The organism is Saccharopolyspora sp. NPDC002376 (assembly GCF_053593195.1).
Genome location: NZ_JBSFBZ010000049.1, coordinates 1 through 25790 on the forward strand (window position 1 = coordinate 1; position 25790 = coordinate 25790).

Sequence of the window (25790 nt, forward strand, 5' to 3'; positions counted from 1 at the left end):
CTGGCCACCGCGGTCGACGCCGCCGGCAGTCCGGTGGGTGTCGTGGCGATGGAAGACCTCGTCGAGGAATACGTCGGCACCGTCCGCGACACCACCCACGTGCATTAGCACGGAAATCCGTTGGGGCGTTGCTCCGCCGCACATGCGGTGGGCCAGCGCCCCAACTGCTTTCAAGACGCCTTGCTGGGACGTCCGGCCCCGGGGTCGCCCGCGAAGGCTTGGGCGATGGGCAACCACTGCTCGGCGGTAGTCCCAGTGGCGGTGATCGACAGATCGTCGCGATGACGTCGTTGGGTGACCAGCAGGCAGAAGTCCAACGCAGGCCCGGTAACCCGGTTCGGCGCGTCTGGCGGTCCCCACGCCCACAGCTCACCGCCCGGCGCGGTCAGTTCCACCCGCACCGGCTCGGTAGGAACCGGGAGGTCGTGCAGGGCGAACGCGAAACCCAGCGTCCGCACGCCGAGGTGCGCGACGTTCCGCAACCTGGCGGTCGGCTCGCGGTGCAGACCGAGCGCATCGAACACGTCTTGACCGTGCGCCCAGATCTCCATGATCCGCGCGGTGGCCATCGACGGAACCTTCATCGGCGGGCCGTACCAGGGAACGCGAAGGTCGGCCGGTGCTGAGGTCAAAGCGTGCTGCAAGTCCGCGCGCCCGGTGCGCCAGCGCTCCAGCAACTCCTGCGGAGCTCGCCGGGCTCCCTCAGCGGCGCCTGCGTCGACCGCGTCCCCGAGCGGGATCGTGGCGGTGCGGATGTCCTCGCGGAACGCGTCGGGGTTGCTCACCGCGCGGTGTGCCTTGGCATCGGTCCACGTCAGGTGGGCGATCTGGTGCGCGATCGTCCACCCCTCGGCGGGCGTCGGGGTGGCCCACTGATCGGCGTCCAGCTTTGCCACGACCGCGTCGAGCTCCGCGTTCTCAGCGCGCAGATCGGCGAGGATCGGGTTGTCCGGTTCGGACATGCGGTGCTCCTGGAGGTCAGGCCGGGCGGAAGACGGGCACGGTTTCGCTGCCTTCGGCGTGGTCGAAGCCGACGACGAGCGCGAGCTCCGAAGTCACGTCTTCAGGGGCGATGTCGACGATCTGGGCGTACAGCCACGGCCCCTCGTCCAGCTCCACCAGCCCGGCGACGATGCGCGCGGGCTCGCCGTCGACGGGGGAGCGGCCGTGCACCACCGTCCAGGTGACCACCTTCGCCGTGCCGCGCGCGGGAGTCCAGGACAGCTGCGTGGAACCGCAGACCGAGCAGCACTCCACGTTCGGGGCGCTGATCGACGAGCAGTCCTCGCATCGCCGCAGCAGCAGTTCCTCGCGGGCGGTGCCGTCGAAGAAAGGAGCTGACGCGGCGTCGCGGGTGACCGGGACGATCGGCATGCGGCTGTCCTTTTCGTTCGAGGGGTCAGCTGTGCGGGTGAGGGCTGAGCACGAGCGTGGCGTGGTGCGACAGCAGCCCGCCGTTTCCGCTGACCAGGACGACGTCGTTGCGTGGTGCCTGCCGCGGCCCGCCGTGCCCGCGCGCCTGGATGACCGCTTCGGACAGCGGGGTCATGCCCCACATGTAGTAGGACGACAACTGGCCGCCGCCGGTGTTGACCGGGAGCGAGCCACCGGGGCCGAGCGCACCGCTGGCGACGAATGGGCCGCCTTCTCCCTTGGCACAGAACCCGTAGTCCTCGAGCGTCAGCAGCGCGGTGTAGGTGTAGCAGTCGTACAGCTCGGCCACGTCCACGTCGGAGACGTCGAGCCCGGCCATCTTCAGCGCCGCGGGACCGGCCTGCGCGGCGCCGCTGACCAGGCCGAACCGCCCGTCGCGGGCATCCGGGTAGCCGATGTGGCTCTGCGCGAAGCCGAGCACGTGCACCGGCGGCTGGCGGAGCTGGGCCGCGCGGTCGGCGGAGGTGACCACGACGGCGATCCCGCCATTGCTGACCAAGCAGCAGTCGAGAAGGTGCAGCGGTTCGGCGATCCAGCGGGACGCCTGGTGGTCGTGGATGGTGATCGGTTCGCGCATCTGAGCCAGCGGGTTCATCGCGGCCCAGGCCCGCTGCGCGACCGCGATCGCGCCGAGCTGCTCGGATGTGGTGCCGTAGGTCTCCATGTGCCGCCGCGCGGCCAGCGCGTACACGGCGTTGACACTGGTCAGCCCGGCCGCCGGGACCAGCCCGGCGAAGCCGGTCGGGAGCCCTCGGCCGGTGTAGGCGGCGGCGCTGCCCTTGCCCTCGCGCAGCGGCGCGTCGGCGAACACGCACACCACCACGTCCGCCATCCCGGCTTGGACGGCCATCGACGCGTGGGAGACCATCGCGCCGGCGGAGGCGCCGAAGGACTGGATCTCGGAGAGCAGGCGCAGGTCCTGGAGCTGCAACTGGGACTGGAGGTCGACGCCGACCGCACCGGGCGTGCCGGTGTTGGTGAGCAGCCCGTCCACATCGGACAATTCGAGTCCGGCGTCGGCCACCGCGAGCCGCACCGCGTCGGCGGCGAACTGGGCCGCGCTGCGGCCGTAGACCTTGCCCATCTCGGTGATGCCGAGTCCGGCGATCACCGGGCGGCGGGCGGCCGAGCCGGTCATCCTGCCTCCCAGGAGCTCGATTTACGGACCTCGCACGGTCTGCAATTCGCTCCGACATCCTGACCCCTGGGCCACGGGCCGCGCAAGGGTCCGCCCGGCGGGCAGGTTCTGGGAGTCCACAGAGGATTACCGGAGGTGGCCGAAGACGATCACGTTGTCCTCGTAGCTGCGTTCCGATGTGTCGAAGGCTCCGCCGCAGGTGATCAGGCGGATCTCTGGGCGCGGTACATCGCCGTAGACGGCGTCGGTCGGGAATCGGTCCTTGGCGGCCGTCTCCACGCGATCCACCACGTAGGTGACCTTCGATCCGTCCGCGCGGTCGATGTTGATCGGATCGCCGGCGCGCAGGTCGCGCAGCCGGTAGAACACCCCCGCCTCGGTGTAGGAGTCGACGTGGCCCAGCACGACGAAGGGGCCGACGTCGCCCGCGCCCGGCCCGAGCTTGTACCAGCCGGCCTGCTCGGGCTTGTCGAGCGGCGGAACCTCGGCCGAGCCGTCGTGGTTGAGTCCCAGCGGCACCAGGCTGGAGGTGGCGTCGATGCTGCGGATGCTGATGGCGCGCGGGTGCGAATCACCGGGGACCGGACCGGCGGTCGCGGCGTGGGTTGCCGCAGGCAGCGGGGTGGGGCGTGCGTCGACCGGGTAGGGGTTCGCCGACACCACGATGGTCAGCAGCACGGCGGACCAGATCAGGAGAATCGCGTTTCGCACGACGGACCTCCACCCGTTCGAGTTCGGTCAGAGCTTGTTTTTGATCCTTTGCTTTTGATGCGCCGTAGGCGCATAGCCCGCCCTCGGCGCTGGCACCGCTGAGGTTCCGCTACCTGCACCGCCACGCAAAACGAGTTCAAAAACAGGTTCTCGGACGGCCGAACGGGTTGGCGGTGCGGCACCCCCTCGGGTCCGCACCGCCAACCCGCTCGGATCAGCTGCGCTGGTCAGCGCTGCGGCGTCGGTACAGGTGAGCACCGCCGGCCGCCAGGGCGGTGAGCGCAAGTCCGCTCACGGCCAGCAGCGGACCGGAGTTGTCGGTGTTCTCCTGCGCCGTGGCGCCACCACCGGCCTGGACACCACCCATCGGCTTGTGCTCGACCTGCGGCACTTGCTGAGCGGGCTTGGGCACCTGCGGCTTGGTAGTAGGAACGTGGGTCGGCTTCTGCTGGGTCGGGCTCACCTGCGGCTTCTGCTGCTGCGGTGCCTGCCCCGGTGCCTGCCCCGGAGGAGCGGCCGGTGCCGGTGCGACCTCCGGTGGAGGCGCGGCCGGAGCCAGCGGAGGCGGAGGCGGAGGCGGGACTTCCTCGCACTCGCCCGGCTTGCAGACCGGGGGAGGTGGGAACTTCTCGCACTCGCCCAGCTTGCAGTGCTCCGGTGGCTTGGCGCAGTCGCCGAATTCCTGGTCGCAGCGGTTGACCCCGGGCGGTGACGGCGGTTCCGGGCCCGGTTCCACCGCGGCGGCCAATGGGGTCAGGGCGAATGACGTGCCCAGCACGAAGGCGGCGATGCCGCTGACGCGTACTAGCTTGGCGGACACCTGAACCTCCTTTGATCAGTTGAGTAGAATTGCTCGCTCAAAATCATTTTTCGATCGCCTCGCGTGATTTGATAAGGAGGCTGTTTCGTACGGTAAGCACGTATTTCCCGGTCGGCAGCGGCAGGAATGCATGATCATACGATCGAGGTGTATCTGATATGTCCAATCGGGATTCAACATCACTGATCGTGAAAACAAGGTCGAAACGTGAGATCGATCGTGTTGCCTGTTGATGTCAGGCAATCCAGATCGGGTGACACGACTACGGATCGTGACAGTGATGTTTTGGTTGATCTGGCGAATCGTCCACTTGGGCAGATCGAATTGCACGGCAACCCCCCATTGTGGTCACGGGAGTGAAGAATTCGATCAGAGGTGTGCTGATCGAATTCTTTGGAGAATTGCGATCAAGGCTTCGGAAGAATGATCGAACTATTTGAATTCGATCTCGGGAATTGTCGATCGATCAATTTCTCGGGAAATGACGATCGCGCACTGTGGACGGCTCAGCGACGTGTGGCGTCCGTCGACCGGGCGCCCAGCGCGCGCATGGCGATGGCGCCGAGGAGTGGGCCCGGAGCCAGCACGAGGAAGGCGTACTGCCAGCCGGTGACCGCGGCGATCACCGGCACCATGTTGATCGTGACCACCGTGATCAGGAAGCCGATCGCGGTCTGCGCGGTCAGCGCGGTGCCGATGTAGCGGGAGTCGGCCACTTCGCTCAGCGCGGTGGAGAACACCCCGGAATCGGCGATCACCGCCGCGCCCCAGATCAGGAGCAGCACCACCAGCACCGGCTGGGCGGCGCCGAACGCCAGGGGCGAGAACAGGCAGCACACGCCGCTGACTACGAGCGCGACCCCCGCGGCGGGCGCCCGGCCGAAGCGGTCGGCTCCCCAGCCGCCGATCAGGCAGCCGACCACGCCGGCGATGCCGATGGCGGCGAAGGACAGCAGCCCGACGGTCGTTTCGGCGGCGCCGGTGCTCGCGGTCACGAACGCAGGAAGCCAGGTCCACAAGGCGTAGAGCTCCCACATGTGCCCGAAGTAGCCGAGGTTGGCCAGCCTCGGGCCACGTTCGCGGAACATCGCGAGCGCGTACCTAGGCCGGTGCTGCGCGGTTCCGCCCGACAGGTGCGGGCCCGGCCGAACCAGGGTTGCCGCCAGCACTGCGGCCACGACGCCGATGCTTGCGGAGGTGAAGAGCACGTTCTGCCAGACGAGCGTGCCGAGTCCCTTGATCAGCTGGGGGAGCGCTGAACCGACGGTGAGCGCACCGATGAGGACGCCGAGCGCCATGCCGCGCCCGGCAGCGCCGAACCAGGACGCCATCAGCTTCATGCCCACCGGGTACACCCCGGCCAGGAAGAAGCCCGCGCACAACCGGCAGAGCACCGCTGGCCAGAACCCGTCGGCGAACAGCGGCACTGCTGCCGTCGCCGCAGCCGCGCCGAGTGCGGAGACCGCGGCGACTCGTTGCGGTGGGAACCGGTCGGGCAGGTTGAACGCGGCCGAGGTGACCGCGCCCAGCACGAAACCGACCTGCACCGACGCGGTGAGCCAGACGGCCTGCAGGTCGCTGATGTGCCAGGACTCGCGCAAGCTGGGCACCACCGCGGAGGCGGAGAACCACATCGCCATCGCCAGCACCTGCATGGCGGCGATGAGCCCGAGCTGGACGTACCGGTTGTTGCTCGCCATCGACGCCCAGCCGCTCCTCGTGTCCGCTTCCGCCGCGCTGACCGGGGGTCAACGACGGGAGAAATTACCCGTGCGGATCGGCTCCGGTCTAGGTGTGCCGCGACACGTCGTGACCGCGGATGCGGGTGGGCTGGACTTTCCGCTCGTCACCCGTGGGTTCGGAAGCTCTGGGTGCCGGTCACCAAGTGGACGTCGCGCAGCGACGAGTGGGCGCGCAGGTAGTTCAGTTCGTGCGCGAGATCGCCGACGCCGTTGCTGCCAAAATCGGGCGAGATGTTCAAAGTGGACAGAACGCCGACCGCGCGGCCCGTGGCATCCAGGACGGCGCTGCCGGAGTCGCCGGGGAGGCCCGGTGTTGTGGTCCGGATCGTGTGGTTCCAGCCGCCGTCGCTGTCGCCGAGCGACGTGCCCTGCTTGGCGTTCGGGTCGATGGCCTCGCCGCCGAGCTGAGCGCTGCCGTAGGTCACGACCTCGTCGTCCTTCCGGAGCCCCGCGGTGTTCAGCCCGGTGGGGCCGCCCCAGGTCGGCAGGCTCGGGTTGACCTTCGCGACGTCCGCCGGGTCCAGTTCGACCAGCGCGAGGTCGTTGTGCGCGCAGGCGTTGGCATCGGCCTCCCGGATCGCCTGCATGGTCAGCCACGAGCTGTAGACCAGCACGCCCTCCTTGCTCGCGCCGGTAACCCGGACCTTGGTGCCGATGGGCAGCGACGGGGTCGTGCAGCCGTTGATCTGGTCCTCGGCCCCGGTGGTCGCGCAGTGCGCGGCCTGCCCGACGTAGACCTTCGACCCGCTCTCGAAGATGAAGTTCGAAGTGCACTGGGCTTTTCCGGTCACGGTCTGCACCCCCGGATGAACGGCAGCGGTCGATGCGGCCGCCCAGTCCGGCGCCGCCGAAGCGGACCCGGCGGCCGTCAGAACGACGACGCCGAGCAGCGGAACCACTTGCGCCACAAGCCTCTTAGCGATCACGACGTCCTCCCGGAGCAAGCCGGTCCGAGCTGACTGCTTCCTGGTACCACACCCGACGCCACGCGGCGATGCGGATCTGCGCGGCGGTTCCGGAAGGGGCTGGTGTGGCAGGCGAGCAGCGTCCGGGTGCGGTGGCCGGGACGCGCATCGATGCTGGGCGGGGACCGCGTTCGGTGGGGGGATTGCGGCATGGGTTCGTTGTTCGTCTTCGTCTCGGGGGCGGCGCTGCTGATCTACAGCGCCGAGAAGCTGATCGGCTATCTCGTCGGGGCGGCGAGCGGGCTGAAGATCTCGGTGTTCTTCCTCGCGATCGTCTTCACCGGGATCGAGTTCGACGACGTCGTGCTCGGCGTCGCGCTCAACCTCGAAGACCTCGACGACGTCGCGCTCGGACTGGTCATGGGCACCGCGATCTCCTACACCGGGATCGTGCTCGCGCTCGCTGCGATCATCGCGCCGACGACCGTGCGGATTCCCCGCGACTACCTGGCGATCTTCGCCATCGCCCCGCTGGTGATGGGTGCTTTCCTGCTCACCGCCTCTTCGTTCACCGTCCTCGACGGCGTGCTGCTGCTCGGTCTCTTCGCGCTGTTCATGGCCTACGTCGCGGTGCGCGAACTCCGCCGCAAGGCGCCGACGTTCCGCAACATGGAGGTCTACGAGGAGGCGGAGAAGACCGACGACCGACTGCCGTTCACCGCTCAGCGCAAGCTGCCGGGCTGGGTCGATCTGGGGCTGGCGGTCGTCGCGCTGGCTGGTCTCGTCATCGGCGCCGCCGCCACGAGCATCGGCACGCAAGGCATCCTGCACACCTACGGGATCGGCGGCACCGCGTTCGGCGCCACGATCGTCACCGTCGCCCTGACCCTCGAGGACGTCTTCCTGACGGTGGAACCGTTCCGGCGCGGGGTGCCGGCGATCGGGATCGGCAACGTCATCGGCAGCTTGGTCTTCTCGGTCACCGGCAAGCTGGCCGTCGTCCTGCTCTCCGGCGGCAGCATCGAGGTCGGGCCGGACGTGCTCAGGTGGCACCTGCCGGTGCTCGTGGGGATGACCGCCCTCGCCGCGTTGTTCCTCTACCGCGGGAGGTTGCGGCGCTGGCACGGTTGCGTGCTGCTCGGGCTCTACGTCGCTTACTGGGTCGTGAGCTTCGTGGCGTTCGGGTCAGCTCCGGTCGAGTCGTGACGGATGCGGGCGGGGGATCAGGGCTGCTTCGACGGGCCGGTCCGCGTTGGCGGCAGCTCCTGGACGATCTCGGCGACGCTGCGCCGCCCGTCGCAGAGTTCGAGGACGGCCGCGCCGGTCGGGTTCAGCACCGACATCGCTTCCGGGGTCAGCAGCAGGTGCTGCTCGCGCACCCGGTCGAAGGTCAGGCGCACGTGCGAGGTCAGTTCCGGTCGGCTGGACGGGTGCACCACCGGCATCACGCCGGTCCGGTCGAGTCGGGATACGCCCGGTCGATGCCGTCGAGGACGCTCCAGAGCACGTCGCACTTGAACGACAGCGCCGCCACCGCCCCGGCTTGCTGCTCCGTCGTGCGGCAGTGCTCGGTCACCACCTCCAGCGCGTGCTCGGCGTCGCGCGGAGCCTGGGTGAGGCGGGACCGGAAGTAGGCCAGGCCGTCGCGGTCGATCCACGGGTAGTGGCGTTCGAAGGCCGCGAGGCGCTCGGCCATCAGGTCAGGCGCGAACAACTCGGTCAAGGACGACGCCACCGCCTCGACCCACGGCCGGGTGCGGGCGAAGTTCACGTAGGCGTCGACGGCGAAGCGGACCCCGGGCACGACGTGCCGCTCGTCGAGGACCTCTGCGCGGGTCAGGCCGACCGCTTCGGACAGCCGCAGCCAAGCCTCGATGCCGCCTTCCGAGTCCGCCGTTCCGTCGTGGTCGAGGATGCGCTGGATCCACCTCCGGCGGATCTCCCGGTCCGGGCAGTTGGCCAGGATCGCGGCGTCCTTGCGGGGGATGTTCTCCTGGTAGTAGAAGCGGTTGGCCACCCAGCCGCGGATCTGCCCGGGGTCGAGCTCGCCCGCGTTCATCTTGAGGTGGAACGGGTGCTGGTGGTGGTAGCGCTGCGACTGGGCCCGCAACGCATCGGTGAAGCTGTCGGTGGTCGTCAAGGCGTCAACCGCACCTCCAATCCATCCGAGGCGATTTCGATCCCGTGCTGCTCGACGTTGCGCCGCTCGGGTGCGTCGTTGATCAGAACCGGGTTGGTGTTGTTGAGGTGCACGTAGATCTTGCGCTCGGCGGGCAGCTCGGCGACTCGTCGCAGGCTGCCGTCCGGGCCGGCGATGGGTAGATGTCCCATGTCGCGCGAGGTCTTGCTGGCCAGGCCGAGCCGGATCATCTCGTCGTCGTGCCAGCACGTTCCGTCGATGAGCAGGCAGTCGCAGTCGGACAGCTCCGCCAGCACCTCCGAGGTCAACTCCTGCACGACCGGCAGGTACACCGCGGTGCGACCGCTGGTTTCATCGGTCAGCCGGTAGCCGACGACGCGACCGTGCTCCCGGCCAGGACCGAAGCGGTTGCGCTTGTTGGTCGGCACGTCGAAGGCCCGGTAGGACAACCCGCCGCCGAGTGGAGTTTCCTCGCCAGGCACGACTTCCCGCCACGTCACCGTGCAGTAGGCCTCGAGCGTGCGCAGGATCGCCGTTGCGCGGCAAAGGGTTTCCCGCACCGCGGCGGTGGCGTGCAGTTCGATGGACTTCGCCTCGCGTAGCAGGAGAAGGCCGAGGGTGTGGTCCAGCTCGGCGTCGCTGAGCAGGATGGCCTGCAACGGCGTGGCACGTCCTGCGCCTGGCTGCAGCGCGTGGAACGACTCGATCTGGGTGCGGATGTCCGGTGATGCGTTGAACAGGAACCACCGCTGGTGGTCGGTGCTCACCGCGATCGACGACTGGGTCCGGGGGCAGCCGGGACGAGAACCCTCGCGCACCGCGCGGCAGTTCGGACAACCGCAGTTCCACTGCGGAAACCCGCCTCCGGCAGCCGATCCGAGCACCCGCAACCACATTTCGAGTCCCTTCGCTGGAAGGCCGGGCGGGCTAGTCCTCCATCTGCGCGACGTACATCGTCACCTCGGCCGCGCAGCCGACCTCTTGGAAGTTCGGTGTTTCCCAAGTGGCGAGTTCCGGTTGTGCACCAACGGATTCCATCATCTGTCCTTCCTCTTGAAGTTCTCCGACGAGCCAGCTCAGTCGGGAAGCGCGAAGGCGAACAGGGCGTCCCCGTGGGGTGACCCGAGCATCGCGGGCAAGAAGCCCTCGACCCAGGCTCCCCACCCGACGGGCACAGCGATGTACTGCTTGCCGTCGATGCTGTAGGTGGTCGGGTTGCTGTGGTGCCCGCACCCGGTTTGGAACTGCCACAGCAGCTCGCCGGTGCGCGCGTTGTAGGCGTTGAACTCCCCGGTGGGTTCCCCGGCGAACACCAGATCACCGCCGGTGGCCAGCACCGATGCGCACATCGGGACGTCGTTGTCCCAACGCCACGCCTCCTTGCCGGTGGCCGGGTCGAACGCCGACACCGAACCGCGCATGTCCGTGCCGTCGACCGTCACGCTGGCGCCCCAGTAGGGGATGCTTTCCTTGAACTCCCGGCGGCGGCGCGTGACCTTCGCGCCGACGTCCTGCACCGGCACGTAGCAGAGCTGCGTGCGCGGGCTGTAGGCGGCGTGCGTCCATTCCTTGGCGCCGGCAGGTCCAGGCCAGAAGTGGACCTCCTCGCCTTCGGCGTCCGGGAACACCTTCGGCGTGACCTTCCCGCTCGGATCGATCTCGCCCCAGGTGATGCGGTCGACGAACGGCGCGACCCGGACGAGTTCGCCGTTGGTGCGGTCGAGGACGAAGAAGTAGCCGTTCTTGTCGAAGTGCGCCAACAGCTTCCGGCCGTCGGAGTCGAACAGGATGTGCTCCATCGTGCTGTCGTAGTCCCACAGGTCGTGCGGGTTGTACTGGTAGTGCCAGCGGATCTCGCCGTTGTCCGGGTCGACGGCGATGACGCTGTCGGTGTGCAGGTTGTCGCCCGGGCGCACCGCCCCGTCGAAGTCCGGCGCCGGGTTGCCGGTTCCCCAGTACATGAGGTTCAGCTCCGGGTCGAAGCTGCCGGTGATCCACGGGTTTCCACCGCCGCGCGTCCAGGCCGGACCGTCCGGCCACGTGTCCGATCCCGGCTCACCGGGCTTGGGCACCGTGTAGGTGCGCCAGACGTGGCGCCCGCTGTCCAGTTCGAAGGCGTCGAGGTGGCCGCGCACGCCGAACTCGCCGCCGGAGCTGCCGACCACGACCAGGTCCTTGACCACCAGGGGAGCGACCGTGGCGCTCTCCCCGGCCCGCACGTCGCCGTACGCGGCGTCCCAGAGCAGGTGCCCGTCGACGGCGTCGAGTGCGATGAGGTGCGCGTTGAGCGTGACGACGAAGACCTTCCCCTTCGCCACCGCGACTCCGCGGTTGACGTTTCCGCAGCACAGCGACGTGTCGTAGGGGATGGCGTGCTTGTAGCGCCACAGCACCTGCCCGGTCTTGCCGTCGATGGCCCACACGTAGCCGTCCCAGCCGGAGACGAACATGACCCCGTCCACGACGATCGGGGCGGCCTCGAACGAATAGGTCGACGCGCCCGCGTGCAGTCCGCTCGATCCGGACTGGAACACCCAGGCGGGCTTCAGCTTGCCGACGTTCTCGGTGTTGATCTCGTCCAGCGGGCTGTAACGCGACGCGTCGTAGGCGCCGTAGTAGGTGAGCCAGTTCTGCGGTTCCGCACGGGCGTTGCGGATGCGTTCGTAGGTCACGTCCTGGACCACCGGTGGCGCGTTGCCCGCCAGGCCGCTCAGGGAGGCGTACCCGACGGCACGCCCGGCATCCACGTATTGCGTCATGGCCTGCTCCTTCCTACGGGCGAGGTTGGTCCGGTCGGTCCAGGCGGGCCTGCTCCGGGACGTCGCCGAGCACCACGATCGCTCCCACCAGGCCGCGGCCTTCGTCGTTGCCGATGGGGGAGCTGTACCAGTAGCAGCCGGGACCGTCGAGGTTCAGCGAGGCGGTTCCCCGCGACTGGACCGGCAGCCAGATGAACTGGCTGTCGCCGTTGCTGGGCAGCAGCGCGCAGTGCGTGTTCTGGTCGTCGTTGACGATCTCCAGCTCGAGGTCGCCGCCGTGCGGCATGACCAGGATCGAGGGATCCCAGATCAGCTCGTCCGGCACGATCCGGATGCGGGCGCGCAGGCGGCCGTCGGAGTCTTCCTCGGCGTACCCGAGGCCGCAGTGGGCGGCCATCCGGCCGAGTACAGCTCCGTTCTGCTTGTCCAGTCCGATCTCGCTCACCAGCGCCGACAAGTCTTCTGCGGTCGGCATCGGCCTCATCTCCTAGTCCCGCGACCCAGTGGGTCCGCGGGTGGTCCTGCTTGTCCACGCGGTCGCGCCCGCATCGTGTGACCAGGGCGGATGAGGTTGGGGACGGGAACGCCGGCCTGGACGCGTGACATCTCGGACCGACCACCCGACACCTCCCCCGTCGCGCGGACCCGTCGCACGTGCAGGATAACTCCGGTGCAGCCGAGCATCAGGTGGGCGAATTTCCCTGACGAGCAAAGAATTCATCAAACTATCTCGGCTTAGAGTCCACTGTGGATTGTTACGGTGCGTGCAGGTCGTCGAACTGTTCGACGGTGTTCCAGTGCCCGGTGTCGTCGCGGAAGCGGACCTGGCGAACGCGGTCGTGGACGGCGAGTTCGGCGCCGATCCCGGCCACGGCCGATTTCACGGCCGCGTCGAGAAGCGGGCAGATCACCGTGATGTCGAGGTCCCGGCGCACCATCAACCCCAGCGCGGCGCTACCGACCCGCACAGGTTCGCCCAGCGCTGTCAGCAGTTCACCGAGGCGGAGATCGGCGTGCACGCCGTCGGCTTAGGTCTGGAGTTCTCGTTGCTGGGACAGCAGTTCGACGGAGCTCATTTCGAGTCATTCTGCCAGCACAGCAGGTTCGAGCGAGCGAGCGGCGGCCTTCGGGTACGTGAACGTGGGCTGAGCCAGGGAACGGGCTGGTGCGGCGAGAAGTCGCCAGTGGTGTTCCGGCACTTCCGGCGTCGCGAGTAGGGTCGTGCTGATCTTCGCGGGCCGATCGGAAGGTGCTGTCGACATGGGTGCTGTGCGCCGGAAACCGACCAGCCGGTTCGCCGCGCGAGCGCTCATCGGTGCCTCGGCACTGGTGTTCGTGCTGCCGCCGGGCGCGGCGTTCGCGGAACCGCCGGAAGCACTACCGGGCTCGGCCCCGGAGGCCGACAGCAAGTGGCAGCCCGCGTTCGACTACGACGGGGACGGTTGCTACCCGACCCCGGCGATCGGGCCGGACGGCACGGTGGCGGAAGGGCTCAAGCCCTCCGGCGCGCTCAACGGCAACTGCCACGACGAGTCGGACCTGGACAACACCAACTCCTACTCCCGCGCGAAGTGCGATCCGAGCGGCTGGTGCGCCTACCTCTACGACCTGTACTTCGAGAAGGACCAGGCGCTCGACGGCGTGGACGACATCTTCGGGCACCGCCACGACATCGAGCACGTCGTGGTGTGGGTGCACAACGACCGGGCGGAATACGTCTCCACCTCCGCGCACGGCGGTTACTCGACGTACCCGGCCGACGAGGTGTCCTGGGAGGACACCCATCCGAAGATCGTCTACCACAAGGACGGCGCCAGCACGCACGCGTTCCGCCTGGCCAACGCCGACGAGGAGCCGGAGAACCACCACGGGACCTGGCAGTACCCGCCGCTGGTGGGCTGGGAGAACTATCCGGAGGGCATCCGCGACGTGCTGACCTCCGCCGACTTCGGCAAGGCCAGTCTGGGGATCAAGGACGGCGCCTTCGAGGACAACCTCGCCAAGGCCAAGCCGGAGGGCATCCCGTTCGACCCGCACGGCTGATCCGCATGCCCGGTTTTTGCCCTGGTCCTCTCTCACTGGTGTCCGGTTGACTTCCCGGCAACCGAATACCGAGGAGGGAGACCGTGGCGGTCAGCAAGACCGAAGCGCAGTCAGCGGTCGCGCACGTCGTGTGGGACTGGAACGGAACTCTGTTCGACGACGCCGATGCGTTGATCCAGTCCACGATCGAGGCGTTCGAGGCGACCGGATCACCACCGATCACCGTCGATCAGTACCGCATGCAGCACACCCAGCCGATCGACGCGTTCTACGACCGGCTCTTCGGCGCACCGGTGCCACCTGACTTGCGGAGCGCACTGCACGCGGCGTTCCACGAGGCCTACTCGCGGCGCCGGCCATCCCTGACGTTGGCGGTGGACGCCCGCGAAGTGCTGGGCGCGATCACGTCGCGGGGACTGTCGCAGTCACTGCTCTCGATGCATCCGCACGACCGCCTCACCTCGCTGATCGACCGCTTCGGCATCGCCGCGCACTTCGCCCGCATCGACGGCCAGCGCGGCCCGGACAGCGGTTTCAAGCGCACGCACCTGGCCAAGCACCTGGAACGGCAGGGGTTGGTCAGCGGTGACGTGCTGCTGATCGGGGACAGCGTCGACGATGCGGTCGCGGCCAAGGCGGTCGGGGCGCGGTGCGTGCTCTACGCCAGCGGGTTGCACGCCACCGAAGTGCTGTCCGAGCAGGGAGTTCCGGTCGTGACGTCGTTGCGCGCGGCGATCGAGTTCGCAGCGGGGGAGACGCGGTGAGCACCGACGCGACGGTGGGGAGCAGCACTGGATCGGTCGTGGAGGTGCTGCGATCCCGTTACGTACCAAGGCTTCTGTCGGCCTCGCTGATCGGGCGGTTGCCTACTGGCATGGCGCCGCTGGCGATCCTGCTGACCGTCCGCGAGCACGGTGGCGACTACCGCTTGGCAGGTCTGCTCGCCGCGTTGTACGCGGGAAGCGCTGCTGTGTGCGGTCCGGTGCTCGGGCGGTTGATCGACCGGACGCGCCAGGCGCCGGTGCTGCTGGCCAGCGCGGCGATCTCGACTGCGGCGTTTCTGGTGCTGGGCTTGGTCGACCCGGTGCGGTCGGTGGCGATCAGCGCCGTTGCCGCGATGGTCGCGGGTGCTGCCACACCGCAGCTGGAACCGTGCCTTCGCGTGCTGTGGGAGCACGTCGTGGTTGGGGAGCACAACGTCCGCGCCGCGTTCTCGCTGGACGCGGCCACGCAGGAACTGATCTTCGTGTGCGGGCCGCTGGTGGTCCTCGGCGTGACCGCCTTCGGTGGGCCGTCCGCAGGACTGCTCATGGCAGCGGTGGTGGGCCTGCTCGGCGCCACGTGGTTCGCCACCGCGCACCCGGCGCGGTTGTGGCGCGGTACGCACGTGGAGCGGCACTGGGCGGGTCCGCTGCGCGGCGCGGGCGTGCTCCGGTTGTTCGCGGCGCTGGTCTGCGTTGGTGCCACGATCGGCGCATTCACCGTGGGCATCACGGGATACGCAGAGGTGGCGGGGAGTCCGTCCGCGGCCGGCTGGCTGATCGCGCTCAACGCCGCCGGTGCACTGGTCGGTGGAATCGTCTACACCGCAGTGCCCGTCGCACACCGCGAGGACCGCCGGCTGCTGGTGCTGTTGTCCCTGCTCGCCGTCGGCTACCTACCGTTGGTGCTGGTCCTGAACCTGCCGACGATGGCGGTGTTCGCGCTCCTCAGCGGATGCGCCCTACCCGCAGTGCTGGCGTCGGCCTTCGCCCTCATCGCCCGGATGGCACCGGAGGGCACGCTGACCGAAGCGCACGCCTGGATGATCACATCCTTCGGCGTCGGAAACGCCCTGGGCTCAGCAGCAGCCGGAACCCTCGTGGACCTGATCTCAACCTCAGCAGCCTTCACCCTCGCAGCGGCCTGCGCCTGCGCCAGCATTGCCCTAACCATCCGCCGCCTCCTCACCTAAACCCGTCACCCGAGACGCTGCCAATTTCGCGCCTGGTCTCAAGGGGTCGGTGCAACACCGCTGAAATGATCTTGGTGGAGGTGGTGTGGTGTTGGTGGGGTGTCAGCGTTCGCGGTGCAGGCCTCTGCTGATGCCTGCTGCCACGGTGGTGGCCAGGGTCCAGCCGGCGGCCACCAGGGCTACCGTGACCCATTGGGAGGCGCCGCGGGCTTGCCACATGTCGTCGTGGCCGAGGCTCACCACCGGGAGCATTTGGTCCAATGTGTACAGGAGCGGGTTCCAGACCGGGTGGTCCTGCTCGTTGATCGGAACCAGCTGATGGAAGCTGAACCACGCGGTGCCCACCACCGCGAACGCCGCCAGCCACACCAGCGCCCGCATTGGCCGGTACCCGTACCCGACGGTGGCTCTTTGCAGCCAGCTCCACACCTGCACCGGCCAGCGCAGTCCGGGACGCGCGGTGCGGGAGATCGCTGCGTAGCGGTGGCGCTGCTTCTCGATGAGCACCGAAACCGCATGCTCCTCCAGGCCGTTGCTGCGGAAGACCGCGGCCAGCTGGTCGTAAGGGCCCGGCTGGTAGGCGCCGTCGGAGGTGGCGCGCAGCCAGCCCAGGCGTTGGCGCACCCGCTCCTGGTCGTCGAGCTCGAAGGACTCCGCGAAGTTCTGGTAGGAGAAGTCCTCGCAGTCCACCCCGCGCGTGGACTCCCACACCGCGGAGTTGTCGGCGAGCAGTTCGCACTGCGCCTGCCGCAACGTGATCCGCCCGCGCGGTGGCGTGCGCGGCAGCAGCGTGAGCTCCTGGGTCTGCACGCCGGAGGCGTTGAACGCTGTCTTCGACGCACCGTCGCCGAGTTCGCAGCCCCAGAAGTTGACGTGCCGCCCGATCTGCGCCCACCGCAGCTGCACCGTGCCCTCGGCCAGGAACACCTGCTCGCCCTCCGCGCAGACCAGGTCGCGCTCGATGCGGGCCGCGCGCAGGTCCAGCGACGGCTTGTAGTTGTTGCGGTGCTGGTGCCAGGCGGGTTTGGTCAGCTGCGTTCCGCGCAGGTCGACGTTCGCGCCGATCTGCACGCTCGGCAGCTGCAGCGAGCCGACGATCTCGGCGTCCCGGCATTCCAGGTTGCTGCCCGCGGAAAGCCTGCTGCCCACCAGGACGTCGGTGCGGGGCCCGGTCAGCCGCGCGTTGTTGAGCTGGACGTTGCCGCCGACTTTGACGTCGGTCATCCGCCACTGCCCGTGCACAGCGGTGTGGCGCGCATCGAGGTTGCCCGACACCCGGGTTCCGTCCAGGTTGATCGCGCGCAGTGGGTGCACCACCGAGTCGGTGGGGGACCGCAGCCAACCCACGTCGATGGTCGCTCCGGTCATCCGCAGGTTTCCGCCCACGATGGCGCTGACCAGGCGTAACGTGCCGCCGCTGCGGAATTCCTGGTCGAGCTGCACCTCGCCGCGGATCTCGCAGCGGTCGGCGATCAGCGATGCGGTCGGATCGTCGTAGTTCGAGTCGCCGCGTCGCGGCGGTCGCGCACCGGGTTCCAGCACGGCATCGCGCAACCGCAGGTCCCCGGCGATGTGCGCGCTGGGCAGGCGCAGCGTTCCGGCGGAGGTGAACGACCGGCCAGTCAGCGGGTCGACGTCCAGCCGCAGCGATCCGCCGATGCGGATGCCGGTGGCGTTGAGCGCGTTCTGACCGCGGTTGCGCAGGGCCGCGCCGGACAGCGTCAGGTTGCCGCCGATCTTCGCGCCCGGGATGCGGATCTCACCAGCGGTCTGCAACCGGATCCCGAGCAGCGCACCGGAAACCGACAACCGGTCGGCGTAGACGCAGCGCTGCCCGGGATTGCGCAACTCGCTGTCGTTGAGCAGCAGTGACCCGCCGAGGTCGGCATCGGCCAGGTCGAGCATGCCGCCGACGCTGGCGCAGTTGCGCAGTACCACGTCGTTGCCGACCGCGAGGTTGCGCGCGTGCAGGCCCGGGAACCGGCAGTGCCACAGCACCAGCCCGGCCAGCCTGGCCTGCCGCAGGTCCGGCGCGGTCTCGAACCGGCAGCCCACGAACTCCAGCAGGTACGGCAGATCGGCGTTGCGCAGGTCGAGCTGCCCGGTGATGGTGACGTTCTCCACCGCGATGACCAGCGGTTGCGAGCCGCGTCGGGCGAACAGCCGCCACCCGCCGTCCTCCAGGGACTCGATCAGCCGGGACGAGAGGTACTCCCCGCGGATCTCCTGCTCGTCGGTGGAGACCGGCTCGGCCTCGGGCTCCTCGGTCCGGTCGGCGGTTGAACGCGATGCTCTTCCTGGTGCGAGCAGCTCGTCGAGCCGGCGCTCGGCGTCGGTCAGCGGTTCTCCGGCGTTCTTCGTCCTGCCAGCCAATGTTCGCCCCATCGACCACGAACTCACCGCACCCACGGTAGTGGATCAGCACCCCGGCGGAGGCGGGATTCACCCGGCACGCGCAAGGTCGTCCCACCGCTGGGGTGAGGGCCGGATCAGCTGTAGGTCGAGGGAACCTGCCGCTCGTCAGGCCGCATCTGCGATGTCGACGTGCTGCTCGAAGACCCGGTCGACTGCTGGCAGAGCTCGCTGATCGCGGAGATCGCGTCGGTGAGGGTGCTGACGGCCTTCGCCGTCGTCGCCACGTGCTTCATCAGGCCCTGCGCACTGGAGAGAAGTTGCTGCATGACCGCCACGATCCGGCCGCCGTACTCGGCAGCGATCTGCACGGCCTGCGGGATCGCCGCCGCCACGCTGGCGCCGAAGGTGGCCTGCGCCGCCGCCAGCGCCTGCTGCATGATCATGATGATCTTGCCGGTGGCCTCGGTGATGAGGGTGGTGACCTCCTGCAGCGCCTTCGCGGCGGCTTCGCCTGCGCCGGTCGCGGCTTCGGCCAGTGCCACGCTCGCGTCGCCGAGCCCGGCGATGCCGTCCACCAGCTCGGCTCCGGTCTTGATGTAGCCCGCCGCGGCTTCGCCGGACCAGCCGCTGGTCTCCGGGCCGATCGACTGCTGGTAGGAGTCGGCGACGGAGGAGACGTTGCGCCCGGAGTCCTGGAATCCCTGCGAACCGGAGGAGATCGTGCTCGGATCGCCCGCCAGCTGCTGCAGCGGTTCCTCGAGGAACGACACCGGTCCGGTGAGGAAGCCGAACCCGGAGTCCGACAGCGCCGACAGCGGACTGCTCGTCGAACCGAGGGAATCCACACCGGGGTTCGAGCCGCTCAGGTCGCCGGAGAGCCAATTGCGGTCGCGGACCGCGGCGATGGTCGACTTCAGCTGCTCGAGCTCTTCGGGCTTCGTCGCACCGATCGTGATCTGCACCGTCATCGCGAGTCCTCCCGCAGCAGCCGCACCGCGTTGTCGTCGTCGGCGCGCTCGTAGTCCTCGGCGGTGCGCACCAGCGCCGAGCTGACCGCGTCCACCGCCGAACCCGCCTGGGCGATGGCCTGCCCGGTCTGGGACATGGCCGAACCCAGCCCGGCGGTGAGGAACTGGAGGAACGTGCCGAGCGAGTTCTCCGCCGGGCCTTCCGGCAACGCCCCCGCGGCGTCGGACAGCCCGCTGGCCAGGCCGCTGACGGTGTTGGCGTGCGCCCGGATCTGCTCCGGGGCGACCTGCAGGCTCATCAGACGATCACCACCGGGTTGGCGAAGAAGTCGTCGTCGTTGTCGTCGTCGGCCCGGCGCTGACCGGCCTCGACACCGGCGGCGGGCGGCATGTTCTCCTTGACGAACTCCAAAGCGGGCCCGTCGCCGACGTACTCGGTCATGATCTCCACGACCTGCGCCCCGACGGTGCGCTGCGCCTGCTGCGCGGTCGTCAGGATGAGCTGCGCCAGCTGCTCGGCCTCCAGCGCCCGCGCCGCGGGCGTGAGCCGGATGTCCTCCATCGCGCCGCTGGGCCCGACCTGGACCGCGACCTCACCGCGCGGTGACGTCGCGGTTCCGCTCATCTGGCGCAGGCTCTCGTTCGCGGCCTTGGCGTTCGCCGCAGCTCGGGCGAGCCGCTCGTCGTAGCCCGCCAGCCATTGCGCTGCTTGTTCCACCGTGTTCCCTCCCTGGCTCCGCGCCGCTTTCACCGCGGCTCGCGCGCGATCCTGGCCAGGTCTTCGACCGCGAACCGCAAATCGTTGTGCCGCATCGGGTTGACGCTCACCCAGCCGTGCTTGGCCGGGGCCACCCGGACCCGTCCGCGCGGACCGTCCAACCAGGACAGGTCGGCACCGGCCCGGGAACTGCCGCTCGCATCGCGCCGCGTCGCGCCGACCTGCCCGCGACAGGTCAGCGCGGGCAGCAGTCCGGCGAGCTGGTCCAACGCATCGGGATCCCCGCCGCAGTCGCGGACGAGCTCGCGCAGCCGCAGCTCCTTCTCCCGGTCTTCTTCGATCTCGCTGATCAGCTGGGTTGCCGTCGCTACCGCGCGCTCGGGCAGCGTGATCGGCATCGTCCGGGCCGGTGCCACGTCGGGAATCAGCTCGAGCAGCGCATCGGTGAGCGAATCCGCCGGAACCCGCTGCATCCGCACGAGTTGCGCCGGATCGCCGTCCAGCGGCTGCACGCAGATCAGCGCCCACGATCGGTAGACGATGGCGACGACCGCCGTTGCGCCCGACTCGTCGACCAGCACGAGATCCACGGTCCCGCGGTGCTGGTGCAGCGCGGTGACCAGCTCGGCTGCTGCGCCTACCGGCCCGGATTCGTCGGCGAACCCGCGCACCTCGAGAGCGCGTCCCGCGGTGGCGAGCAGGACCTCCCGCTCACCGGCGATGCGGCCGAAGGACGGCACGCGCAGCGGGAACGGCAGCGGCACCCCGGCGTGCGTGGCCAGCAGGTCCAGTTCGACCTGCCCGAACTCGATGGGCGCGTGTCGCGCGGTCGCGGAGGTCATGCCTGGTCACCGCGGGTGTTGCGCAACGCCTGCGCGGCGTCGTCGTCGGTGCTCAGGTAGCCGGTGACGGTCTTGCCCAGCGCGGTGCGGAAGTTGTTCAGCTCGGTGTCGGCCGCGCTGATCTCACCGCTGAGCCCGGCCTGCCCGCCGGCTTCGCGCAACCGCATCGCCAGGTGCAGCGCCGGTGGTGCGGTGCCGAGCTGCGGCAGCCGACCGGCCAGCCTGCTGGCCGCCCCGGCCAGGCCGGTGGTGCGTTCGCGGAGCCCGGAAAGCGCCTCGACCTGCGCGGAAAGTCCCTGCGGCGCGACCTCGTAGCCGCGCCCCGATCCTGCTTCGGAAGTCAACGTTTCACTCCTGCGCTCAGCCGATGACCGGCGCACTGGCGGGCCGGTCGTCCTCGAAGAGCTTCTGGTCGATGGTGGGCATCCGGTTCTCGTGCACCTGCTCGTCGTCCTCCTGGCCGCGCCGCGCACCACCGCCGGGCGACATCGCGCCGTTGCTCCCGGCACGACCGGAAAGCCCGGACATCCCACCGGCACGGGCCAACGCGGCATCCAGCGCGCCAATGCCGCTGCGCGCTCCCGCACCGAGTTGGTCAGCGCCGACCAGGCGGTTCCAAGGCACTCCGCCGCCGCCAACACCACCGGCGGTCGCACCTCCACCGAAGCCAGCGGCGACGGTCGACGCAGGCGAGTTGAACTCGGCGGCCTCGGTGGACCCAGGAGACGCGATCGCCTCGCTGCTGTTGCGCAGGTTCGCCTCGTACTGCTGCATGACGTGCACCGCCTCGGCCTTCTTCTGCGCGGCCGCGACGTGGGACATGAACAAGCTGCCCCCGCCTGCGGCGACCGCACCGACGGCGGCACCTATCGCCGCACCAGGGGCCGCACCGATACCGCCAGCACCTGCGCCGACGATGCCACCGACGACCGCCCCGGCACCAGCACCGGCCACGGCACTGGCGAGCGCGGATCCGGTCGGGTCTCCTGGCGGCGGTGGCATCGTGTTGCGCGCGACCGCGAGCGCGTCACCCGCATCCTGGGTCGCGTCCTGCACGGTGCCCGCGCGGTCGCTGATCCCGGACGTGCGGTCGCCGAGCTGGCCGAGCCGGTCCGTCGCCAACCCGGCGGATTCACTGTTCCAGTTCGCCTGCATGGCGGTGCGCTCCTGGCGCAGGGATTCCGCGTGGTCGGCCAGCTCGGTGCGGTGCTGACCCCACTCGGCGGCCATCGAGCTGACGTCGCCAACGTCGGCGTTCTGCCACAGCATCTGGAAGAGCTCTTCGTGGCTGTAGGCGTTCCAGTTGGTGCCGTCGGGTGGGATCGGCGCCCCGAAGTACCCCTCCCACACATTGCGCAGGGAGTCCACCACGGGCGTCAACAGCTCCCCGGCAGGCCCCGCCTGTCCCAGCGCGGAAGTGGCAGCAGCGGCCAAGTCCTGCACACCTGCCGATGCCGCATCGATGAGGTTCGCTGCGGGTTCCTCGCTCATCTCCGGTTCTCCGCCTCCCAGAACGGCACACCGCTGAGGTGCGCCGATCACGGCCAACGAGTTTCGACGGGGGCGCGGGCTTGTGAGCCCGAAGGTGCGACCGGTGCCCACCACCCCCAGCCGCGGGCACCTGCTCAAGGTCACCAGAACCGCACCGGAAAAACATCCGCAACATTGCTGATGTTCGGCAAGTGGCAGGCTGACCTGCGGCGAAACCCCCGTGCTGCGGCGAAATTCGGCGGAGCACTGGTGGAAGTCGGTGTCCGCAGGTCAGTACCGAAAACCGACAGATCGGTACTGCGGTCAGGTGCGGCGGTCGAAGCCGAGGACGATCTCGACCCGGGAGGAGTAACCGAGCTTGGCGAGGATCCGCGAGACGTGGGAGTCGACCGTTCGGACCGACACGATCAGCCTCTCGGCCGTTTCCCGGTTGGTCAGGCCCTGCGCCACGAGCTCGGCGACGCGGAGCTCGGCCGTGGTGAGGCTGTCCCAGCCGTGCTTGGGCCTGCGACGCGGTCCCGTCGCCCCGCGCCGGACGCCGAAGACGCGCAGTTCGGCGTCGGCGCGCTGGATCTCGCCGGTGGCGGTCAGGGCTGTGTAGCGTTCGACCGCGGTGAGGTACGCGGTTCGGGCATCCGCGGACGCGCCGGATGCGGCTAGCGCCTTCGCCGCGTCCTCCGTAGCTCGGGCGGCTGCGACCGCTGAGCCGTTCGCGGCGAACTGCTGGGCGGCGTCGAGCAGCACCTCAACGTCGCCGTCGAGCAGGCCTCGGCAGTACATGAGGGCGACGCGTTCGCCGACCGAGTCACCGGAGATGAGCTCCTGCAACTGCGCCACCAGCTGTTCCGCCAGCCCGCGGTCGCCGCCGTCGACGGCGATGCGCACGATCAGGGGGCTGATGGTGGCGACGGCGTGCCCGTCGTGGACGCCCACTTGGCCGTCGACGAGGGTGCGCACGATCTCCAGCGCTCGCTGCGAATCGCCTTCCAAGTCGGCGATCAGGGCGTGGGCCACTGCGGTGATCTGCTCGTAGAAGATGGCGATGCCACGGGGTTTCGCGCGCTCGGCGAGCTCGGCGTGCGCGCGGGCAGCAGGGAGATCACCGCGGTACAGCAGGATCGTGACGGCGATGCCGTGCAGCGGACCGTCGAAGCTGTGCAGGTCGGGCAGTGCGGTGGCGGCTTCGATCTCGGCGAGGGACTCGTCCCAGCGGCCGTTGTTGAACAGGGCGAGCGCCGTGCTGGTGTGCAGCCAGACCCGCATTCCCGCGCCGAGTTCGCTGGCGACGGGCCGTACCTGCTCGAGGGTTTCCAGCGCCGCCCCATCCTGGCGCAGGTCCTGGACCGCTGCGCGCAGCAGACGGGTCATCATCCACTGCCCGCGGTCGGCGGCTGCGACATCCAGCAGCGCGTCCGCCTGGTCCAGCAGCTCCAGGGCCCCGCTCAGGTCGCGGAACACGAGCCGGCCGGTGGCGTGGATGTTGAGCAGGTACAGCGCAACGACCGGATCGTGCGCGGCGTGCGGCTCGGCGATCTCCAGCGCGCGCTCCACCCCGGTCAGGTCCCCGGCGAGCAGCCGGGCGGTGGCGTCGAGCACGGCCAAACGCGGTGGTAGCTCGCCGTGTTCGCGTTCCGGGTCCAGGGCCTGTGCTGCTTTTTCGGGATCCATCTCGACGATGTGGACCAGGGCGAGCGTCGCCCGCAGCCGCTGTCTGACCGGTGGTTCCGGCCGAGCCGCCAAGATCGTGGTGGCGGTGCGGCGGGCCTGTTCGGCCCGGCCCGACCACAGCTGGGCCTCGGCCATCGCCGCTTGCAGCGGGAGCAGGTCCGGGTCGCCCGGTACGAGGCTGGAGACAGTGCGTTCGAGCAGATCCACCACGGCCGGCGTCGGTTCAGGAGAGAGCTGATCGGCGTGCTCGCTCAGCCAAGCTGTGGTCCAGGCGCACACGGGGGCGCGGACGAGGTGCTCGGCGATTGTTGCCGCTGGGGCGTTTCGGTTGATCAATGCCTTCGCCGCGGTGCTGCGCAGCCCTGCTGAAGTCAAGGCCAGGTCGTGGCGCACCACCGGGTGGCGAAGCCGTACCCCGCCATTCACCGCGTCGACCAAGCCGAGCCCCGTCAGCCGCTCGGCACCGGCCAGCACGTCCACCGGGTTGGAATCGAGCACAGCGGCCAGGTCTTCGATGGACGCGGGCTCGGCCAGGATCGCGGCGTAGCGCAACAGCGCGGTATCCGCCCCCGCCAGTTCGGTTGCCCACGTGGTCACCTTGGCGGCTCGGTCGTCAGCGCTGAGCTGGGACAAGAGCCACGGGTTGCCTGCGGCGAGCTGCAGCGAGGACTGCGTCGGTTCCAATCCTGTCAGCTCGGTCAGGAGGGCGTGTGCAGCGCCGTCGTCCAGCGGGGCCAGGTCGTGCACTATGGCGATCCGGTCGAGATGGGCGAATCGCGCAGGAACGGCAGTGGGATGTCTACCGGCGACCACCAGCAACGACCTCTCGCTCAACTCGTCAGCGAGATCGTGCAGGGCGAGCAGCGTCGCATCGTCGGCGCGGTGCAGGTCGTCGATGACGACCACGCCGCGCTCCGGCCATTCGGGCGCACCATCGGACAATGCAGTTCTGCCGTGCGGGGCCAACACCACGATCCGCTGCGTCGGCACACCTGCGGACCGCATCTCGTAGAGGTGGGCGTCGAGCAGGGTGGACAGGCCGAGGCCGGGATTCGCGCGCACCACGAACAGGCTGCCGCGCCCGTCCTGCGCTGCTACCGCAGCCTGGCGAAGCTGCCGCAGCGATTCGTCCCTGCCGAAAAAAACCACCAGAAACCCCCGATCGTGAGACTTCGGAGCCTAGGGCAACCGGTCGAGCCATTTCGGTGGATTGGCGGAAGTGTTTCTGTGATCTGAGCAGGGCACACGGTGTCCAAAAAGGACACAAATGGTACGAATCCGCTGGATCGGGGACAGCAGGGCCCCGCCCGCGAAGAATCGTGGACAGGGCCCACCCCTGGATCAGGAGATCACGCTGTCGATCCAGCCGCGGTAGTTCCCGACGCTGGTGTAGATGTCGGGGGACTCACCGCAAACGGATCCGACACCACGGCTGTCCACGCCGATGACCTGCCAGCCGTCGCCCTCGCGGGCCCGCAGCGGCGAACCCGAGTCACCGCCGCACGGGCCGCGGACGCCGTCGGGGTTGTCGGTGCAGACGTCGCCCTCGCGGATGCCCCACGAGATGTCGCCCGCGTCCGCCACGCACTTCGGCGTGGTGGGCGGGATGATCGTGGTGTCCAGCTGCTGGAGCTGCGTCGGGAGCTTGTTCGGGTCGCCCTTGTCGTCGTTGGAGACGTAACCCCAACCGATCTGGCGGACTGCGGTGCCGGGCTCGGTCAGCTCGTCGGCCATCGGCGCGGGCGCCTGGTCGCTCGGCGCGTCCAGGTGCAGCAGCGCGACGTCGCTGCCCTCGGCGCGCTCGGGGAACGCCTTGTAGTCCGGGTGCAACACGATTTCCTTGATCTTGGAAATGCTGCCGCCGGTGGTGCGGTCGGTGGAGCCGATCCGCGCGTGGAACATCGCCGGGTCGTCCAGGACGGGTGTGCCGTCGGGGCTGTCGTCGGCGATGCAGTGCGCCGCCGTCACGATCCACTTGGGGTTGATCAGTGCGCCGCCGCAGCGGTGGGAGTCCGGGTTCCCGTCGCGCTCGTACTCCAGCGAGATCAGGTTCTGCATTCGGGAACCCGCCGCGAGGACACGTGTTCTGCGCTGGTGAACGC

General features: G+C 69.2%; 27 protein-coding genes. 4 read left to right on the forward strand and 23 right to left on the reverse strand.

Annotation, left to right across the window (positions count from 1 at the left end; translation table 11 throughout):
* Window positions 1–170: 170 nt before the first annotated feature.
* The 7 genes from ACWCO2_RS27130 to ACWCO2_RS27160 all read right to left on the reverse strand — a co-directional run bounded on the left by ACWCO2_RS27130 (window position 171) and on the right by ACWCO2_RS27160 (window position 6771).
* Window positions 171–962 (reverse strand): TIGR03084 family metal-binding protein, encoded by a 792-nt coding sequence (locus ACWCO2_RS27130; protein WP_450130599.1) that lies wholly within the window; start codon window positions 960–962, stop codon window positions 171–173.
* A gap of 16 nt (window positions 963–978) precedes the next feature.
* The gene (locus tag ACWCO2_RS27135) at window positions 979–1374 is read right to left on the reverse strand and encodes a Zn-ribbon domain-containing OB-fold protein (protein WP_450130600.1); all 396 of its coding nucleotides are present in this window, start codon (window positions 1372–1374) and stop codon (window positions 979–981) included.
* Between the two features lie 25 nt (window positions 1375–1399).
* Entirely contained in the window at window positions 1400–2572 is a 1173-nt protein-coding gene (locus ACWCO2_RS27140; protein WP_450130601.1) for a thiolase family protein, read from the reverse strand.
* A 126-nt stretch (window positions 2573–2698) separates the two neighbouring features.
* Window positions 2699–3283, reverse strand: a complete 585-nt coding sequence (locus tag ACWCO2_RS27145) for a class F sortase (protein ID WP_450130602.1) — start codon at window positions 3281–3283, stop codon at window positions 2699–2701.
* Window positions 3284–3497: 214 nt separating this feature from the next.
* Window positions 3498–4103 carry a hypothetical protein gene (locus ACWCO2_RS27150; protein WP_450130603.1) on the reverse strand — a complete coding sequence of 202 codons (606 nt, stop codon included), beginning with the start codon at window positions 4101–4103 and terminating at the stop codon, window positions 3498–3500.
* A 506-nt stretch (window positions 4104–4609) separates the two neighbouring features.
* Window positions 4610–5803, reverse strand: coding sequence for an MFS transporter (locus ACWCO2_RS27155; RefSeq protein ID WP_450130604.1), 1194 nt, complete (start codon window positions 5801–5803; stop codon window positions 4610–4612).
* 146 nt (window positions 5804–5949) lie between these two features.
* A complete protein-coding gene (locus ACWCO2_RS27160) occupies window positions 5950–6771 on the reverse strand; it encodes a trypsin-like peptidase domain-containing protein (RefSeq protein ID WP_450130605.1) in 822 nt (273 codons plus the stop codon).
* Between the two features lie 189 nt (window positions 6772–6960).
* On the opposite strand from ACWCO2_RS27160, the gene ACWCO2_RS27165 reads away from it, so the two are divergent.
* The gene (locus ACWCO2_RS27165) at window positions 6961–7956 is read left to right on the forward strand and encodes a sodium:calcium antiporter (protein ID WP_450130606.1); all 996 of its coding nucleotides are present in this window, start codon (window positions 6961–6963) and stop codon (window positions 7954–7956) included.
* 17 nt (window positions 7957–7973) lie between these two features.
* On the opposite strand, the gene pqqD is transcribed toward ACWCO2_RS27165, so the two are convergent.
* The 7 genes from pqqD to ACWCO2_RS27200 form a co-directional block, all read right to left on the reverse strand.
* Complete coding sequence (gene pqqD / locus ACWCO2_RS27170) at window positions 7974–8195, reverse strand: pyrroloquinoline quinone biosynthesis peptide chaperone PqqD (RefSeq protein WP_450130607.1); 222 nt, start codon at window positions 8193–8195, stop codon at window positions 7974–7976.
* Window positions 8195–8890 carry a pyrroloquinoline-quinone synthase PqqC gene (gene pqqC, locus ACWCO2_RS27175; protein ID WP_450130608.1) on the reverse strand — a complete coding sequence of 232 codons (696 nt, stop codon included), beginning with the start codon at window positions 8888–8890 and terminating at the stop codon, window positions 8195–8197. Before pqqC ends, pqqD begins: the two co-directional genes overlap by 1 nt.
* Entirely contained in the window at window positions 8887–9786 is a 900-nt protein-coding gene (pqqB, locus tag ACWCO2_RS27180) for a pyrroloquinoline quinone biosynthesis protein PqqB (protein WP_450130609.1), read from the reverse strand. Before pqqB ends, pqqC begins: the two co-directional genes overlap by 4 nt.
* 31 nt (window positions 9787–9817) lie before the next feature.
* Window positions 9818–9931, reverse strand: coding sequence for a pyrroloquinoline quinone precursor peptide PqqA (pqqA, locus tag ACWCO2_RS27185; RefSeq protein WP_450130610.1), 114 nt, complete (start codon window positions 9929–9931; stop codon window positions 9818–9820).
* Between the two features lie 35 nt (window positions 9932–9966).
* Window positions 9967–11649, reverse strand: a complete 1683-nt coding sequence (locus ACWCO2_RS27190) for a PQQ-dependent dehydrogenase, methanol/ethanol family (protein ID WP_450130611.1) — start codon at window positions 11647–11649, stop codon at window positions 9967–9969.
* Between the two features lie 13 nt (window positions 11650–11662).
* Window positions 11663–12124, reverse strand: coding sequence for an MSMEG_3727 family PQQ-associated protein (locus ACWCO2_RS27195; RefSeq protein ID WP_450130612.1), 462 nt, complete (start codon window positions 12122–12124; stop codon window positions 11663–11665).
* A 280-nt stretch (window positions 12125–12404) separates the two neighbouring features.
* Window positions 12405–12668 carry a hypothetical protein gene (locus ACWCO2_RS27200; RefSeq protein WP_450130613.1) on the reverse strand — a complete coding sequence of 88 codons (264 nt, stop codon included), beginning with the start codon at window positions 12666–12668 and terminating at the stop codon, window positions 12405–12407.
* A 241-nt stretch (window positions 12669–12909) separates the two neighbouring features.
* On the opposite strand from ACWCO2_RS27200, the gene ACWCO2_RS27205 reads away from it, so the two are divergent.
* From ACWCO2_RS27205 to ACWCO2_RS27215, 3 genes are all read left to right on the forward strand, one after another.
* The gene (locus ACWCO2_RS27205) at window positions 12910–13692 is read left to right on the forward strand and encodes an NPP1 family protein (protein ID WP_450130614.1); all 783 of its coding nucleotides are present in this window, start codon (window positions 12910–12912) and stop codon (window positions 13690–13692) included.
* A gap of 83 nt (window positions 13693–13775) precedes the next feature.
* On the forward strand, window positions 13776–14456 hold the full coding sequence (locus ACWCO2_RS27210; protein ID WP_450130615.1) for an HAD family hydrolase: 681 nt from the start codon (window positions 13776–13778) through the stop codon (window positions 14454–14456).
* A complete protein-coding gene (locus ACWCO2_RS27215; RefSeq protein ID WP_450130616.1) occupies window positions 14453–15646 on the forward strand; it encodes an MFS transporter in 1194 nt (397 codons plus the stop codon). The genes ACWCO2_RS27210 and ACWCO2_RS27215 overlap by 4 nt, the downstream gene beginning before the upstream one ends.
* Window positions 15647–15748: 102 nt before the next feature.
* Here the strand turns inward: ACWCO2_RS27215 and ACWCO2_RS27220 are convergent, their stop codons facing one another.
* From ACWCO2_RS27220 to ACWCO2_RS27260, 9 genes are all read right to left on the reverse strand, one after another.
* Window positions 15749–18046, reverse strand: coding sequence for an oxidoreductase (locus ACWCO2_RS27220; RefSeq protein ID WP_450130617.1), 2298 nt, complete (start codon window positions 18044–18046; stop codon window positions 15749–15751).
* An 89-nt stretch (window positions 18047–18135) separates the two neighbouring features.
* A complete protein-coding gene (locus tag ACWCO2_RS27225; RefSeq protein ID WP_450130618.1) occupies window positions 18136–18969 on the reverse strand; it encodes a hypothetical protein in 834 nt (277 codons plus the stop codon).
* Window positions 18966–19268: a type VII secretion target gene (locus tag ACWCO2_RS27230; RefSeq protein WP_450130619.1), complete on the reverse strand. Its 303-nt coding sequence runs from the start codon at window positions 19266–19268 to the stop codon at window positions 18966–18968. Before ACWCO2_RS27230 ends, ACWCO2_RS27225 begins: the two co-directional genes overlap by 4 nt.
* Window positions 19268–19687, reverse strand: coding sequence for a YbaB/EbfC family nucleoid-associated protein (locus ACWCO2_RS27235; protein ID WP_450130620.1), 420 nt, complete (start codon window positions 19685–19687; stop codon window positions 19268–19270). The genes ACWCO2_RS27230 and ACWCO2_RS27235 overlap by 1 nt, the downstream gene beginning before the upstream one ends.
* A gap of 29 nt (window positions 19688–19716) precedes the next feature.
* Window positions 19717–20529 (reverse strand): ESX secretion-associated protein EspG, encoded by an 813-nt coding sequence (locus ACWCO2_RS27240; RefSeq protein ID WP_450130621.1) that lies wholly within the window; start codon window positions 20527–20529, stop codon window positions 19717–19719.
* Entirely contained in the window at window positions 20526–20873 is a 348-nt protein-coding gene (locus ACWCO2_RS27245) for a hypothetical protein (protein ID WP_450130622.1), read from the reverse strand. Before ACWCO2_RS27245 ends, ACWCO2_RS27240 begins: the two co-directional genes overlap by 4 nt.
* 16 nt (window positions 20874–20889) lie before the next feature.
* Window positions 20890–22020, reverse strand: a complete 1131-nt coding sequence (locus tag ACWCO2_RS27250) for a WXG100 family type VII secretion target (protein ID WP_450130623.1) — start codon at window positions 22018–22020, stop codon at window positions 20890–20892.
* Window positions 22021–22323: 303 nt separating this feature from the next.
* On the reverse strand, window positions 22324–24837 hold the full coding sequence (locus ACWCO2_RS27255) for a LuxR C-terminal-related transcriptional regulator (protein WP_450130624.1): 2514 nt from the start codon (window positions 24835–24837) through the stop codon (window positions 22324–22326).
* A gap of 192 nt (window positions 24838–25029) precedes the next feature.
* Window positions 25030–25746 (reverse strand): S1 family peptidase, encoded by a 717-nt coding sequence (locus ACWCO2_RS27260; RefSeq protein ID WP_450130625.1) that lies wholly within the window; start codon window positions 25744–25746, stop codon window positions 25030–25032.
* Window positions 25747–25790 lie beyond the last annotated feature (44 nt).